Origin of the sequence: Sphingomonas sp. IC4-52 (assembly GCF_020707225.1) — a bacterium.
Classification (GTDB): Bacteria; Pseudomonadota; Alphaproteobacteria; order Sphingomonadales; family Sphingomonadaceae; genus Sphingomonas.
The window spans coordinates 17,921-32,306 of sequence record NZ_JAJFEU010000002.1; the positions used below are offsets into that span (position 1 = coordinate 17,921).

General features: G+C 64.0%; 11 protein-coding genes. All 11 read left to right on the forward strand.

Annotation, left to right across the window (positions count from 1 at the left end; translation table 11 throughout):
* The first annotated feature begins 233 nt into the window (after positions 1 to 233).
* The 11 genes from LK535_RS06580 (at position 234) to LK535_RS06630 (ending at position 14,369) form a co-directional block, all read left to right on the forward strand.
* On the forward strand, positions 234 to 1,691 hold the full coding sequence (locus tag LK535_RS06580; protein ID WP_227771117.1) for a sugar transferase: 1,458 nt from the start codon (positions 234 to 236) through the stop codon (positions 1,689 to 1,691).
* A gap of 376 nt (positions 1,692 to 2,067) precedes the next feature.
* Positions 2,068 to 3,096, forward strand: a complete 1,029-nt coding sequence (locus tag LK535_RS06585; RefSeq protein ID WP_227771118.1) for a glycoside hydrolase family 5 protein — start codon at positions 2,068 to 2,070, stop codon at positions 3,094 to 3,096.
* Between the two features lie 71 nt (positions 3,097 to 3,167).
* The gene (locus LK535_RS06590) at positions 3,168 to 4,280 is read left to right on the forward strand and encodes a gellan polysaccharide biosynthesis protein GelF (RefSeq protein WP_227771119.1); all 1,113 of its coding nucleotides are present in this window, start codon (positions 3,168 to 3,170) and stop codon (positions 4,278 to 4,280) included.
* A 14-nt stretch (positions 4,281 to 4,294) separates the two neighbouring features.
* Complete coding sequence (locus LK535_RS06595; RefSeq protein WP_227771120.1) at positions 4,295 to 5,086, forward strand: SLBB domain-containing protein; 792 nt, start codon at positions 4,295 to 4,297, stop codon at positions 5,084 to 5,086.
* Positions 5,087 to 6,457 carry an ATP-binding protein gene (locus LK535_RS06600; RefSeq protein WP_227771121.1) on the forward strand — a complete coding sequence of 457 codons (1,371 nt, stop codon included), beginning with the start codon at positions 5,087 to 5,089 and terminating at the stop codon, positions 6,455 to 6,457.
* Between the two features lie 9 nt (positions 6,458 to 6,466).
* Positions 6,467 to 7,834, forward strand: coding sequence for an exopolysaccharide biosynthesis protein (locus LK535_RS06605; RefSeq protein ID WP_227771122.1), 1,368 nt, complete (start codon positions 6,467 to 6,469; stop codon positions 7,832 to 7,834).
* Complete coding sequence (locus LK535_RS06610; RefSeq protein ID WP_227771123.1) at positions 7,831 to 8,532, forward strand: hypothetical protein; 702 nt, start codon at positions 7,831 to 7,833, stop codon at positions 8,530 to 8,532. Before LK535_RS06605 ends, LK535_RS06610 begins: the two co-directional genes overlap by 4 nt.
* Positions 8,533 to 8,554: 22 nt before the next feature.
* Positions 8,555 to 10,450, forward strand: a complete 1,896-nt coding sequence (locus tag LK535_RS06615; protein WP_227771124.1) for a WecB/TagA/CpsF family glycosyltransferase — start codon at positions 8,555 to 8,557, stop codon at positions 10,448 to 10,450.
* A gap of 80 nt (positions 10,451 to 10,530) precedes the next feature.
* On the forward strand, positions 10,531 to 11,592 hold the full coding sequence (locus LK535_RS06620) for a polysaccharide biosynthesis protein GumK (protein WP_227771125.1): 1,062 nt from the start codon (positions 10,531 to 10,533) through the stop codon (positions 11,590 to 11,592).
* Positions 11,585 to 12,892 carry a polysaccharide biosynthesis protein GumE gene (locus tag LK535_RS06625; protein WP_227771126.1) on the forward strand — a complete coding sequence of 436 codons (1,308 nt, stop codon included), beginning with the start codon at positions 11,585 to 11,587 and terminating at the stop codon, positions 12,890 to 12,892. Before LK535_RS06620 ends, LK535_RS06625 begins: the two co-directional genes overlap by 8 nt.
* Positions 12,885 to 14,369: a lipopolysaccharide biosynthesis protein gene (locus tag LK535_RS06630; protein ID WP_227771127.1), complete on the forward strand. Its 1,485-nt coding sequence runs from the start codon at positions 12,885 to 12,887 to the stop codon at positions 14,367 to 14,369. The genes LK535_RS06625 and LK535_RS06630 overlap by 8 nt, the downstream gene beginning before the upstream one ends.
* Positions 14,370 to 14,386 lie beyond the last annotated feature (17 nt).

Genomic DNA, 14,386 nt, shown 5'->3' on the forward strand with positions numbered 1-14,386 from the left:
TAATAGTTCCTAAGTATAGAAACATGGGTATGATCAGGAAGTATCCTTATTGCCCATCCTGGGTGCATCGTGTTGTTTAGATCGTACATCTAATGACTTAGATGGAGGCGGTTGCGCGTTGACCCGGTGTAAGGGGGTGTCTTCGGAGAGGCCTCAATCCGTTGGTGAGCGATGCGCCGCCGACGCACCGGTGCACTAGGCGCGCGGCGGCGCATCGTGGCCAGAAATGAGGCATGCCGATGTCTGACAAGGGGCTGAGCGCGCCCGATCAAGCTTCCTTGCTTCGCGTGCCAAGGCCGGCCTTGCTGCCATCCCTTGCGGAGGCTCTTGGAGAGCGTCCAAGTGCGGACGAGGCCTTCCCGGTCGACAAGGCGGCGCTTCGGTTGCGCATTGCATTGCTGATGCTGACGATGGACGTCCTGTTCTTGTCAGCCAGCTATGGTGTGCTTGCATTGGTCCGAAGGCCTGGCCGACTGGTTTTTTCCGACACCCATATGGTGGCCTTGGTGTCACTGTTTCTGCTGATCGCGATCAACACCAAGGTTTATGGTTTCGAGGCCATCTCGAACTTCTCCACCAGTTTGCGCCGCGGGTGGGGAGCGTTGTCGCTTGCGCTGTTCATCATGGCCTCGGCGGTTATGTTGTTCGTTCCGCATGGAATATCCGCCATTGCCGGATTGGCGCTGCTTGCCCCCTGTGGAATGATCGGGCTGTTCGTCGTTCGTCGGTTCACGGCATGGCGCGCCCGTGCCCTGATGCCGGACGGCCCAACCAACAAATTGGTCGTTTGCGACGGCGTCGATCGAGCGGCAAAACCGGGCGAGTTCGTCGTGTGCGTTCGCGAAGCCGGCATCCAGCCCTCTATGGACGATCCGCTCATGCTGGATCGGATCGGCCGGCTGGCCCGCCGGGCAGACCGGATCGTGGTGTGCTGCCCGCCAGAACGGCGCGAAGCGTGGATCACCGCACTACGGGGCACGGGGGTCGACGTGGAATTGATCCTGCCGGAGCTTTGCGCGCTTCAGCCCCTCGGCTTGCAACATTTCGACGGCGCAACGACGATAATGGTAACCCGCGGTCACCTGAGCCCACGGGACAGAATGGTCAAGCGCGCGCTTGATCTTGGTGTGGCCATTGTGTTGCTGCCGGTGCTGCTGCTTGCCACGCTGGTCATCGCCGTCCTCATCAAGCTGGACGATGGCGGGCCAGTATTCTTTGTCCAGAAGCGGGTCGGCCAAGGCAATCGCCTGTTCAATCTCTACAAATTTCGAACCATGCGGGTCGGTCAACTGGACCGCGACGGCGCGCAATCCACGCGCAGGGACGATGAGCGAGTGACGCCAATTGGCCGCATCCTGCGCTCATCGAGCCTGGATGAGCTTCCGCAGTTCTTCAACGTGCTCAACGGTGACATGAGCCTGGTCGGGCCACGACCGCATGCTTTGGGTTCGTTGGCCGGTGAGGCGCTGTTTTGGGAAGTGGACCAGCGCTACTGGCATCGTCACGCGGCAAAGCCGGGGCTGACCGGGTTGGCCCAGGTGCGGGGTTTCCGGGGGTCCACCGCCGCTTCCAGCGATTTGACGAACCGGCTGCAGGCGGATCTGGAATATGTCGCAAACTGGTCACTACGGCATGACGTGCGGATCATCTTAGCCACCTTTAGCGTGCTGGTGCACCGAAATGCTTATTGATGCAGTCTAAAAAGGTTCTCCATCTGAGCTAGTCGATCGCGTGAGGCGGGCTGCTGGCAACTTGTAATTAGGCGAAGTAATCCGGATAGGTTTTCCTGGGAAAAGCCACCCTTATCATACGCATAGAGCGCGATGCTTAAGCGTTTTTCCTTAGTGATAGGGCACTTGGATTCTGGCAGCGTTGCACCTGGCCATTCCTGACGGGATGGTCATTGGCGATTGCAGTGAATGCGCTCTGCGTCGCAAGTTCCAGGAGCGGCAAGATGGGCAGCAATGCCGTGGCTTCACTGTTTGCCACGCGAAGTTTGTTCGGTCGAACGGGTAGCGCGCCAGTATCGCTGACGAACATCGGTGCGCATCGGCGGTGGCGGGGCTCATGACGTGGCTTGTCCCTGTCGTGATGTTCGCGTGCCTGGTGGCTCCCTCGTGGGCGGAGGCGGAACCGGCGAACAGGGCTTCGCGCTTGCCGATGGGCGGCATCAATCTCGCGGGCGGAGAGTTCAACGCACGCCGCGCGCCAGGCGTCTATGGTAAGGACTATATCTACCCATCGGGCAAGACAGCTTCTCCGTTCGTGAACAGCGGAATGCAGATCGCGCGGGTACCGGTGCTCTGGGAGCGTATTCAGCGCGCTCCCGGAGGAGATCTGGACGCTGGCGAAATGGCGCGTCTTGATCGCGCATTTGCCCAGCTTGCGGGCTTCCGCCTGATTGTCCTCGATCTGCACAATTATGGACGGCTGCGCGGCAAACGCCTGGACCAGTGGGAGGGTGGTGCTGGCCGGCTTGCCGATCTGTGGCGCCGCCTGGCGACATATTACCGCGGCCATCCGCAGATCGCCTTCGGTCTGATGAATGAGCCGAACGGAATGTCGGCGCGCACATGGCGCGGGATGGTCGACCGCGCAGTGCAATCGATCCGGGGCACTGGCGCGCGAAACTTAATTTTGGTCCCTGGGAGCAACTGGACGGGTGCGCATAGCTGGACGCGTGGGGGCGCGGCCTCCAACGCCGCTGCCTTCGCCGACTTCCGCGACCCCGCCGGCAATTTCGCCTTTGAGATGCACCAATATCTCGACCGGGATCATTCCGGGACGAAGTCAGAGTGCGTCGATCCCGCCGCGGCAGCGCGCCGCCTGGAGCCCGCGACCCGCTGGCTGCGGCATCAGGGCCAGCGGGGCTTCCTGGGTGAATTCGGGGCGGCGGCCAGTGCCGAGTGTCTGGCTGCTTTGTCGTCGCTGCTCGGCGCGGTGCAGCGCGCGCCCGACGTGTGGCTGGGCTGGGCATATTGGGCCGGGGGGGATTGGTGGGGCAAATATCCGATGAATGTACAGCCCGCCGGGGACGGGCGGGCGAAGGCGCAGATGGCCGTGCTCAGCCGCTTCACTCGGGCGCCCCAAAGATGAGAGCGCGGCACACATTTTGGTTCGCGGCCGTCGGCGTCGCGTTAGCAAGCGCCAACGCCTCGGCTCAAACCGTGCCGGATACGCTCGACGTGCGCGCAGCGGTGGTCTCCACCTTTGATACCAACCTGCTCCGCCTGAGCGAGGAGCGCGCGCCGGGCGACCGCGACGATGTTCGGGTCACCCCGCAACTGGACGTGAACATACGCCGTCTGATCGGCGGCCGGCACCAACTCACGATCGGCGGCACGGCCGGCTATGACTTCCACGGCCGCTACTCCTTTCTGGATCGAGAAAGGATCGATCTCGGCGCAGACGTGAACATCGTCCTGGGTGCGTTCTGCAATATCAGGCCAGGCGTACGCCTCAATTGGGGCCAGGCGCAGCTTTCCGACCAGGGCGTGATCGTCGGCAACACAGAGCGGCGAACCGATTATGAAATATCGCTGGCGTGTCGCCGACCGGCCGGCCTGTATCCCCGGTTCGCCGGACGGCTGACCCGGGTGACCAACAGTGCGGAGCGACGCCGGGTCTTCAACCTTAACGATGATTATGTCGAAGCGGGGCTCGGCTATTCGCTGCCGAGCGTCGGAGACGTGCTGCTCGTTGGAAGCTATGAGCGGTTCGACCGGCCGGTGCTCCGCGACATCGCGGACTTAAACGACCGGACCGAGACATACCGCGCCGGCCTTGAGTTCCGACGCGCTGTTGCACCGCGCATCTCCTTCAGAGCAGCCGCCTATTACCTCCGCGTTGAAACGGAAGATGACAGCTGGGCGAACTTCAGCGGGATGGGGTTCAGGGGCGGTATCGAATTTCGTCCCGCGCCATCGCTTGAGGCTGATATCCAGCTCTCTCGCGACATTGCCAATCAAAGCAACATTGCGACGGCCTATACCATTCAGACCGAAGCCAGGGCCAACGCCACCTACCGCCCGTCAACGCGCTCGCAAATCCGCTTGGGCGGGCGCTATCTGCGAAGGGCACTTCGCGGTCAGTTGATCGTCGACACCCCTTTCCCGCGCGAGCGCGATGCCACCTACGGGGTCTTCGCCGGCTATTCGTTCGACGTCACCGAGCGCCTGAGGGCAGGCCTTACGGCGCGGCATGAGCATCGTGACGCGCCGCTCAGCTTCTACCGCTTTTCATCAACGTCGGGGGCAGCCTCGCTGTCCCTTCGCTTCTGATTGGAGAAGTTACGATGCCTCTCCCGATCATGCTCCTGCTGCTTCTCGCGTCGCCCCAGCAAGTGGCGGCTGCGGCCGTACCAACCGGCGGCCCGGCCTCCGTCGCAGCCGATGCGGCTTACCGGCTGGGAGTGAATGACGAGCTGCAGATCTCCGTCTTTGGAACGCATCCCATCGACGTGAAAACGCGGGTGAAGGAAGACGGCAGCGTCACGGTTCCGATGCTCGGCGACGTGCCGGCCAGCGGGCAAACGACGCGTGAGTTTGCCGAAACCATCGCAAAGCGGCTGCGCAGCGGGAAGCTATACACCAATCCTGTCGTGAATGTCGAAGTGGTGAACTTCGTCAGCAATGCGGTGACGGTATTCGGCAGCCTGCAATCGCCGGGCATCTATCCGCTGGATCGACCTCTGACGCTTGCCATGGCGCTGGCCCGCGCGGGGGGCACCAGAAGCGATGCCGCCGATTACGTGATCCTGAAGCGCGCCGGTCGCCCGGATCAAAGGGTGCGCACGGATGATCCGGAAGGCCTCGGCCTCGCGCAGCCATTGGTCGCTGGCGACACGTTGTTCGTTCCGCCCGCGCCGATGATCTTTGTCTACGGGCAGGTCAACAAGCCCGGTCGAATTCCGCTGCGCTCGGATATGACGGTGATGCAGGCACTGGCCGAGGCGGGTGGACCGACATTGGCGGGCTCCCGGCGACGGGTCACGCTGACCCGGGGCAGCGTTTCGCAAAAGCGTGTCCCGCTGGATGCAAAGGTGCAGCCGGGCGACGTTTTCTACGTCAACGAAAAGCTGTTCTGAATGGCTATCGACCTGACCCATGCGTCCGGAACCTTGGCGCGGCTGCTGCAATGGCTGCGCCGGTTCGCGACGACATTGAACGGTCCGCAGCCAGTGCGACCGGCCATCCCTCAGGCGGCACCCGGTGCTGTGGCAGCAAAGGGGTCGCAGGTGCCGCGCCGTGAAACGCCGGGGGCACCGGCCGGGCCGATCCGCACCGCGCGTGAACTTGCCGGCATCACCGACCCTCGCCGGCAGGCGGTGAACGCCAGCTTCAACAGTACGCAGCCAATCGCCAGCCGTCGGGATCTATATGGGCGAACCCATATGCTGGAGGCGCTGTTTGAGGCTGTCGTGGATCGGCACCAGCACGCCTTGATCTACGGCGCACGCGGATCCGGCAAGACGTCCCTGGTGCGGGTCTTTGCCGATTACGCCGACCAGCAGGGCATGACGATCATTTACACCGCCTGCGAGCCGCAACAGAGCTTCGGCGCGCTGATGGCATTATACCTTGGCGACGTGCCGGACACGGCAGTCGCGCCGCGCGACCTCGCCGCCTTTCGTGAGCGCGCCCGGCTCATCGGGAAGAACAGCGGTGTGCGCGATGTGGTGGAGGCCCTGTCCTTCATCCGGCGTGGGCGAACCGTGTTCATCCTCGACGAATATGATCGCGTGACAGATCCAGAGGTGCGGGCCGAAACGGCCGCGCTGCTGAAGATGCTGTCGGACGCCAGCATCCCCGTGCAGATCATGCTGGTGGGCATCGCGCGCGACTTGCGCCACCTGATCAATGATCACCCGTCGTTGCGGCGGCACCTTTCTGCCTTCCCGCTAGGGCGGATCGACGCGCGCTCCGTACGCGAGATGATACAGAATGGCGGTCAGAAGATCGGCATCACGTTCGATGATGACAGCCAGCAGCTGATCCTCGATCTCGCTTGCGGCTCGCCCTATCATGCACGATTATTCTGCGCCCATGCGGTGTTGCGCACCCTGCGCGAGGGCAGGGAGCAGGTGTCGGGCGCGGCGGCGCTTGCCGGCATCGTCACTGCTGCCGAGGATTGGTCCCGCCTCAGCGGTGAGGACGCAGAACTCTTCCACGATCTCGTCAACGGCCCGCCCGGGGAGACGCACGCGCTTGCCGCGGTGGCACGACTGGCTGCTGTCGAGGATGTGGTGAGCCATGCCCGTTTGCATCAGCTGATCGGCGCTGACGCGACAATGGCGATTGCGCGTTTCGGCCCCGCGTTAGTGCCGGACGGAGCGGATTGCCACGTCTTCCGCGACAGCGTGGCGCCGCAATTCTTTCTCGGGATCCTTGCGACCCATGCCGCACAGGCGAGCGACCCGCACGATCAATCCCCCATCACGTTTTCTGCATCCAGATGAGGCGCCCGCATGCCCTTTCCTGATCTTTTGCGCGGCATCGTGCAGCGCTGGCGATTGATGCTGGCCATCATCGTCGGCACGGCAGTGCTGGCGGCTGTCTGGATCGCATTGACGCCCAGATCCTATGTCGCCTCTGCCAGTTTGCTGATCGATTCTAAGGTTCCCGATCCGGTGGGGTCCACGGGTGATCAGCCCTCCAAGGCCGGCACCGCGCTTGCCACCGAGGCGAAGATCGTCGCGAGTGCACCGATCGCCGCCCGTGTCGCGGCAATGATCGGGCAACTCAACGATCCCGCCGTCCGTCAGGCGTGGATGGAAGCGACAGGCGGAGTACAAAGCCTCCGTGGATGGGCGGCCAAGCGCCTGCTGGCTGGCTTGGAAGTCGTCACGAACTCCACCGATAACCTGCTGGTCATCAGATACACGTCGTCGGACGCAGCAAGGGCGGCACGGATCGCCAACGCCTTTGCCGCTGCTTACACGGCCGAGCGGCTCGCCATGAGCACGGATCCGGCCCGAACCTATGCGTCATGGTTCGAAAGGCGGATCGGGGAAGCCCGTCGGAAGCTCGAGGCGAGCCAGACCGCGCTCTCCGAATTTCAGCGCAAGCGCGGCATCATCTCCACCGGCTCGATCGACGCGGAGAGCACCCGGTTGGGAGAATTGTCGTCGCAGCTTTCCACTGCGGAAGCGCAGGCCGCCGACGCCCGCGCACGTGCATCCGTCGGTGGCGCAAACCTTGCCGAAGTGCAGCAAAGCGCCGTTATTCAGGGCCTTCGGTCGCAGATCGCCACCAAGTCGGCACAGATCCAGGAGATGAGCAGCGAACTGGGTGCCAACCACCCGAATATGCGCGCCGCCAATGCCGAACTGGCAGAGCTTCGGGCGAAGCTTGGCAGCGAAACCGGCAAGACGTCGAGTGCGCTAGGCGCTGCGCAGGCCGCTTCCAACTCACGTGAGGCTCAGATCCGGGGGCTTCTGGCGCAGCAACGTGCGCGGATGCTGGCGCTTGCGGATGATCGAAGCACGCTGGAGGTGCTGGAAAGCGACGCCGCTTCCGCGCGGCGGGAATATGACGCCGTCATGCAGCAATTGGCCTCGATGCGGCTGCGAAGCACGTTGCCGGCCACGAACGTGCGGGAACTCGACCGAGCGGAGCCGCCGCTGCTGCCCAGCAGTCCCGACATTGCAATCCGATTCTTGCTGTCGCTGCTGTTCGGATTGCTGCTCGCTGTCGGCGTCGCGGCGGCACTGGAATTCCGTCGTCCCCGGGTCCGGAGCGTAGGCGCATTGCGGGCGCTCAGCGGCGCGCCTGTCCTCGGCGTGGCGCGGATAGGCGCCAAACCACCCTTGTTACCGGGAGCTCAGACGGCATGAGACTTCGTACTCTTGAGCCGAGTTACCGCTCTCACGGCGCGCCGCCCGGCGACGCCGACGATGAAGGTGAACGGGCCGCACCTTTCGAGCTTGATACGCATGTGCCTGGCGGCAGCGATCCGGTGGATACTCTGGCGCAGGCCGCCCGCAACTTGCGGACGATGATCGCTGCGGCGCGGCTGAAGGACGGCCGTCCACCGAAGTCGATCGTGCTGCTGAGCGCGGAGGCCGAGCCCGAAACTGCGCTAACGGCCGGGAACCTGGCGATCGCAAGCGCTCGTTCGGGGTGGCGAACCCTGCTGGTCGACACCAGTAATGGCCAGGCCGTGCAGACGCGCTTGTTCCGTATCGAGCCGGGCGCGGCCGTGGCCCCGCTTGAGGAAGTGGCGGACCTCGGCGCCTTTGTTCAGCAGACCGCGGTGCCGGACCTGTTCCTGTTGTCGGTCGGTGGTGTGGAACAGTCGAACGTCGGCGGCACGGTCGACCCGCATCGCTTTCTCGAACCGCTGGTCGCTGACTTCGATCTGCTGCTGATCGACGCCAGTCATACCAGTACCGATTGCCCGCTTTCCGAAGCTGCCGAGGCGGCCATCGTGGTGCTTCGCCAGGATCACTCCACGGTGAGTTGCGTGGGCGAAATGATCGGCCGCCTGCGCATGCAGGGCACGCCGCTGCTCGGAACCTTTCTGGTCGCCTGATCCGCCTTCGGAGGAGACGCATATGCGCATCGTTCATGTCGTGCGGCAGTTCGCACCCGGTGTCGGCGGGCTGGAAAACTATGTGCGGTGCCTGGTTCGCGAACAACGCCGCCAGGGTCATGAGCCGTCCGTAGTAACGCTGAACCGGCTGTTTGACGCGCCGGATGTTCTGCTACCCGATCGTGAGGTGATTGACGGGGTGGACGTTCACCGCGTGGCCTACCGCGGCAGCAAACGCTACCCGCTGGCGCCAGGCGTGCTCCGTCATGTGCGCGAAGCGGACCTCATCCATGTTCATGCCGTGGATTTCTTCGCGGATTTTCTGGCCCATGCCGGCTTCATCCACCGCAAGCCGATGGTGCTCAGCACGCATGGCGGCTTCTTCCACACGCCTTACGCGCAAGGGCTGAAGAAATGGTACTTCAAGCACATCACTGGCCACGCGCTGAAGGGCTATGGCGCAGTGATCGCGTGCAGCCATGCCGATGCAGCGCTGTTCGAACCGATCTGCGGTGATCGCTTGGTCACGGTAGAGAACGGGGTCGAGGTCGACCGTTTTTCGAACATCGCCGCGCCGGACGCCAAAACCATCATCTCCTTCGGACGACTTGCGCCAAACAAGCGACCCGATCTGCTGTTGCAGTGGTTCGCCCGCGTTGCGGAGATTGATCGCGAATGGCGCCTCATCATTGCCGGTCGACCGATGGGGGTGGAGCCGGATGATCTAACGCAACTGGCACGAAGGCTGGGCATCGAGAGCCGGGTGGAAGTGCATGCGCTCCCCGACGATGCACACCTGCGAGCGCTCATCGCAAGCGCCAGCATATTTGCTTCAAGTTCGGCGTTCGAGGGGTTCGGTCTTGCGGCGGTGGAAGCAGCCGCAGCAGGCCTTTACCCGATCCTCAGTGATATACCGGCGCATCGACGCACGCGGGACCGGCTTCGTTTCGGCGATCTGATCGATTTCGAGGATCCTGCCAGTGCCGCCGAGTTCTGCCGGCGCCACGCTGCGGGAGCGTTGCGCCCGCCATCAGCCGACGCGCGTGGCGGCGCGCTCGCCACCTTCACTTGGCCCTATACGGCCGAATGTATCGACTCGGTCTATAAGGAGCTGCTGGGGCAGGAGCGCCGCTGGATCGGCGGAATCGCCGTACAGGCACTGGACGAGCCGCGGGCGATCGCTCAGCTGGAATCGATCGTGGACCGGCACGAACCCAAGGTGGTGTCCTTCTGCAACGCCCATACGGTGACGACGGCTCGGGATGACGGGTCTCTGGTCGCGGCCATGTCGAAGGCTTTGGTGCTGAACGATGGCGTTGGACTCGATATCGCCAGCCGCATTCTTTACGGCAGCCGCTTCCCCGCCAATCTCAACGGCACTGACCTGCTGCCGTCGTTTCTTGCCCATGCCGATCGGCGGCTGCGCGTCTATCTGGTGGGAAGCGCGCCTGGAATCGCGGCGCGTGCTGGTCGCGTGCTGATGCGCCGTTATCCGCACATTGATGTGGTGGGCAGCGCTCACGGCTTCTTCGGTCTGGAGGACGAGCCGGAACTCCGCAATCGGATCAGGCATGCCGCACCCGATGTCGTGCTGGTGGGCATGGGGCAGCCGTATCAGGAAAATTGGGCGGCGCGGAACGTGGAGGCGCTGCGAATGCCGGTGATCTGCGTCGGCGGGTTCATCGACTTCACGGCAGAGGCTACGCAGCGAGCGCCGGAATGGGTGCGGGCAGCGCGTCTGGAGTGGGTTCATCGCGCGCTCAGCGATCCCCGCCGCCTGCTTCGCCGCTACACCATCGGCAATGCCCGCTTCCTGATCGGATTGGTGCGGGAAGCGGCAGCGGGGGTCCATCATGTCGACCCTCGTAACTGGCGTATGCCCGAACGCTCGCCCGAGACTGTGACCAGCAGAGCCTGATCATGGTGGCGTCGCGAAGCAATGGGGGAGCGATGCCCGCGGCGCCCGCTCCGGAGGCGGCGCGAAGGCGTGTGCTTATCGTGTCCCGCCACGATTATCGTACTGGCCGCCGGGCCAGCATCCACTTTCTGGCCGAGGCCATGGCCGCGCAGGGCCACGATGTGCGTTTCGTCTCTGTGGGGTTCAGTTGGCTGTCCCATCTGCGAAAGGATCGGCGCTGCGCCTTTGCCGATCGGGCCAATCAATGGGAGGAACGCGACGGCGTTAAAGCGCTGCTTTGGAAGACGCCGTGGCATGCCGTGGACCTGCCGGGTATCGGAGCGCAGGTCGGCTGGCTCTATGACCTCTGGTCCCTTCTTCCGGGTCGGCAGCTGGACGAGGCCGCGGCCGATGCGGACACAATCATTGTTGAATCGGGCATTGCTCCTGTACTGATCCGCCGGTTGCGGGCGCATGCTCCCAGGGCAACGCTGGTTTATCGCGCGGCCGACCTTCTCGACACCGCTGGTGTTCATCCGCGGGTGCAGCGCATCTTGGAGCGCGACGCGGCCAGCATCGACCTGATCGTCGTCGTCGCGCGCGAGATGCTCCCGCACTTTGCGCATTTTCCAGGTCGAAAGTTACTGATCAGGCATGGCGTCGATCGCGCGCAGATCGAGGCGGCGACACGAAGTCCCTACGCCGGTGGGCGCAATATCGTCTCGGTAGGCTCCATGCTGTTCGACGCCGAAGCCGTGAGCGTTGCCGCTCGTGAACTGCCGGACTGGACGTTTCACTTGATCGGCGCACCCGCTGGCCAGTTTGGCCCGAACGTTAGGCAATATGGCGAGATGCCGTTCGCAGATACGCTGCCGTATCTGCAGCATGCCGATATTGGCCTGGCGCCATATCTTCCTGGTCCTGCAGCGGAATATCTCGCCGACAGCAGCCTGAAGCTGCTGCAATATGGTGCTCTCGGTCTACCTGCCGTCTGCCCCCACTTCGCCCTCGACGGCAGCGCGCTGCGGTTCGGGTACGATCCTGCGCGCGCGGAGAGCCTCGTGGCCGCGGTGAGGATGGCGGCAGATGCGCCACATCAGGCCCAGCCTGTTCCCGACTGGGATGACGTTGCTCGGCAGCTGATGGAGGCAATCCATGGCTGAGCAGGCGGAACAGGGCAGCGTCAACATTCAGGCCGCTTGCGCGATCCTGCTGGCCGCAACCGTGCTGTTCAATCCCGCGCTTGCCCTCGCAGGGGCCATTGGCCTTCCACTCAGCGCGTCGCTGGTGGCATCAACGCAGGCGCTGATCGTTGCGGGCGCGCTGATCCTGGGAATGGCGCAGCCGAAGGCGCCGCCTTATGGCTGGATCGCGGCGGTGTTGGGGCTCCTCGCAGTCAGCGCGCTTACCGGCGCTGTCCGGTCGCAGTTCGATGCCAAAAGCCTTGGCGATGTGCTGCTGGTGCCAGCCTTCATCATGCTCGGCGCGCGGCTCACCCCCCGAACGTTGATCGTCACCTTGGTCATGTTGCAGGCCCTGGTTCTGATCGTTGGCATTTGGGAGGTAGCGGACCCGGAGGGGTTCGGCGCGAGGTTCAAGATCGCGGAATATTACGTGCGCACTCGCGGCTTTTCCGAAGCGGACTTCTGGGCGGGCGGAGATCTGTTCATCAGCTCGGAACGTCCACAAGGCCGGCTGCTGCTCGCGGGGTCGGGGCTGCACCGCGGGTCATCGCTGTTTCTGGAACCGGTGTCGCTGGGAAATTGGTCAGTTGTCGTGGCAATCGCCACGGCAGTGCTGTGGTCGCGGCTCAGCGTTCTGCTCCGGACAGGGCTGATCGTTTCCACGCTGATGCTGTTGATCATCTGTGACGGCCGGCTCTCGCTCAGCGTCTGCCTGATGCTGCTCGCCTTTCTTCCGATTGCTCGACATCTGCCCGAACGGTTCAGCGTCCTCTACCTGCCGGGGTGTATCCTGGCGCTCGTGCTGGCGGCGCGATTTGGCCTACTGATCGATACCGGCGACACGTTTGCGGGGCGGTTGCGGTACGCAGTGGATGCTTTCGGCCGCCTCAACATCGATCACCTGCTGGGGATAAGCAGCAAGCGCGTGGGGATGGAGGATGCGGGGCTGGCCTATTTCGTCGTTCGCCAATCGATATTCGTGGCGGTTGGCCTGTGGCTGCTGCTGACGCTGACGAGCCTGGGAGACGATCGCGCCGGCCGGATCTGCAAACATGGCTTCATGCTGTTCGTCGTGCTTTGCCTGCCGATCAGCAACGCGCTGCTGTCGATCAAGACCGCTGCGTTCATGTGGGCCGTTTACGGCTTCTGCTACGGTCAGGCGAGGCGCCGTGCCGCGCCCGCGGGACCGGGCGCCCCGGCAAGTACAGGCGACCAATCCCCCACGATGGATCCTCCGATCATCATCGGCGCGCGCGGCTGGGCGAGCGGGCATGGCTGAGGTGCCCGCCGGCCGAGCCGCGGCGCGGGGAGCAGCGGTGCTTGGGGCATCGCAAGCGGTGCGGATCGTCACCAGCTTTGCTTCCAGCATCTTTGTCGCCCGATTGCTTACACCCGCCGACTACGGCGTGATGGCGATGGTGGCGCCGGTAATGGGGTTCATCCTGATCTTCCAGAACCTTGGGCTCAATCAGGCGGTGATCCAGCGCCCGGTCCTTTCGCCCAGCGAGGCCAACGGCATCTTCTGGCTGAACATCCTTGGCACACTCGCCATCGCCTTGCTATTCATCCTGATCGCGCCGCTGGTCGGCATGTTCTACGGGGATCAGCGCGTGACCGGGCTGATGGCGGCGAGCGGCCTTTCCGTCATCGCCACCGGCGTCGCCGCGCAACACCTCGCGCTGCTCAACCGGCACATGCGTTTTGCCGCACTCAGCGCCGTGGAGACGGTGAACGCCCTCGTCGGCCTGTTCGCCACCATTCTGCTCGCTTGGTGGCTGCGCAGCTATTGGGCGCTTTTCTTCGGCACCCTGGTGGGCGTCGTGGCAGGCAGCATGCTGGCATGGTGGTGCGAGCGCTGGCGACCCTCGCTACGGCGCCTCGATCTCGCGGCCACTCGGCCGATGCTATCGATGGGCGCCGACATCACCGGCTTTAACCTGCTCAACTTCATTTGCCGGAACCTGGACAATCTGTTGATCGCGAAGCGCTGGGGCGCAGGCGAACTCGGCCTTTACGACCGCAGCTACCGGCTGATGCTGATGCCGCTGCAAACCATCAACCAGCCACTCGGCAAGGTGATGCTGCCCAGCCTCAGCCGGGCGCTGGACCGGCCGGAGGCGTTTCGCGGTATGTATCTGCTCGCAGTCCGCGCGCTGGTGCTAACAATCGTGCCCGGCGCCGTTGCGCTCTCGGCATGCAGCACGACCGTGATGGTGTTGCTACTGGGCGAACAATGGCGCGCCGCTGGCCCGATCTTCGCCTGGCTGGCGCTTACCGCTGCCATTCAGCCGGTGTCCAACGCTACCGGATGGCTGTTCATCAGCAGCGGCCGTACGCGCCCGATGGTACGGTGGGGCGTCATCTCCGCCGTGATGACGGTAGCCAGCTTCATTGTCGGCCTTCCCTGGGGCGCGACCGGCGTTGCTGCCGCTTATGCCATGTGCGAGTTGGGAAGGATCCCGCTGCTGTACCGCATGGCGACTCGCGACACGGCGGTCTCGGCGCAGGATCTGTACGCCGTGCTGATGCCGTCGCTGCTTGGCGCGGGCATGGCCGTGATGGTTGTTCAGGCGATGCGCAATTCGCTTGATCCGCTGTCGCTGCTCGGTGTTGCCATCCTACTTGCCTATGCCTTGGCGACACTCGCGCAACTGACGACCGCGGAGGGGAGGGCTGGGCTCGCCCGACTGGCGGAACTGGCCCGAAGCGCGGCGAGCCGTACCGGGGGCCGACCTGCCGCCGACTATGGCGGCTGACCAGCGCCGCGCCTCTT

What these genes read in the sequence shown, in the direction of transcription:
- LK535_RS06600 (WP_227771121.1), top strand. Translation starts at nt 5,087, where the DNA reads ATGGCTATCGACCTGACCCATGCGTCCGGAACCTTGGCGCGGCTGCTG.
- LK535_RS06580 (WP_227771117.1), top strand. Translation starts at nt 234, where the DNA reads ATGCCGATGTCTGACAAGGGGCTGAGCGCGCCCGATCAAGCTTCCTTG.
- LK535_RS06610 (WP_227771123.1), top strand. Translation starts at nt 7,831, where the DNA reads ATGAGACTTCGTACTCTTGAGCCGAGTTACCGCTCTCACGGCGCGCCG.
- LK535_RS06595 (WP_227771120.1), top strand. Translation starts at nt 4,295, where the DNA reads ATGCCTCTCCCGATCATGCTCCTGCTGCTTCTCGCGTCGCCCCAGCAA.
- LK535_RS06625 (WP_227771126.1), top strand. Translation starts at nt 11,585, where the DNA reads ATGGCTGAGCAGGCGGAACAGGGCAGCGTCAACATTCAGGCCGCTTGC.
- LK535_RS06585 (WP_227771118.1), top strand. Translation starts at nt 2,068, where the DNA reads ATGACGTGGCTTGTCCCTGTCGTGATGTTCGCGTGCCTGGTGGCTCCC.
- LK535_RS06605 (WP_227771122.1), top strand. Translation starts at nt 6,467, where the DNA reads ATGCCCTTTCCTGATCTTTTGCGCGGCATCGTGCAGCGCTGGCGATTG.
- LK535_RS06630 (WP_227771127.1), top strand. Translation starts at nt 12,885, where the DNA reads ATGGCTGAGGTGCCCGCCGGCCGAGCCGCGGCGCGGGGAGCAGCGGTG.
- LK535_RS06615 (WP_227771124.1), top strand. Translation starts at nt 8,555, where the DNA reads ATGCGCATCGTTCATGTCGTGCGGCAGTTCGCACCCGGTGTCGGCGGG.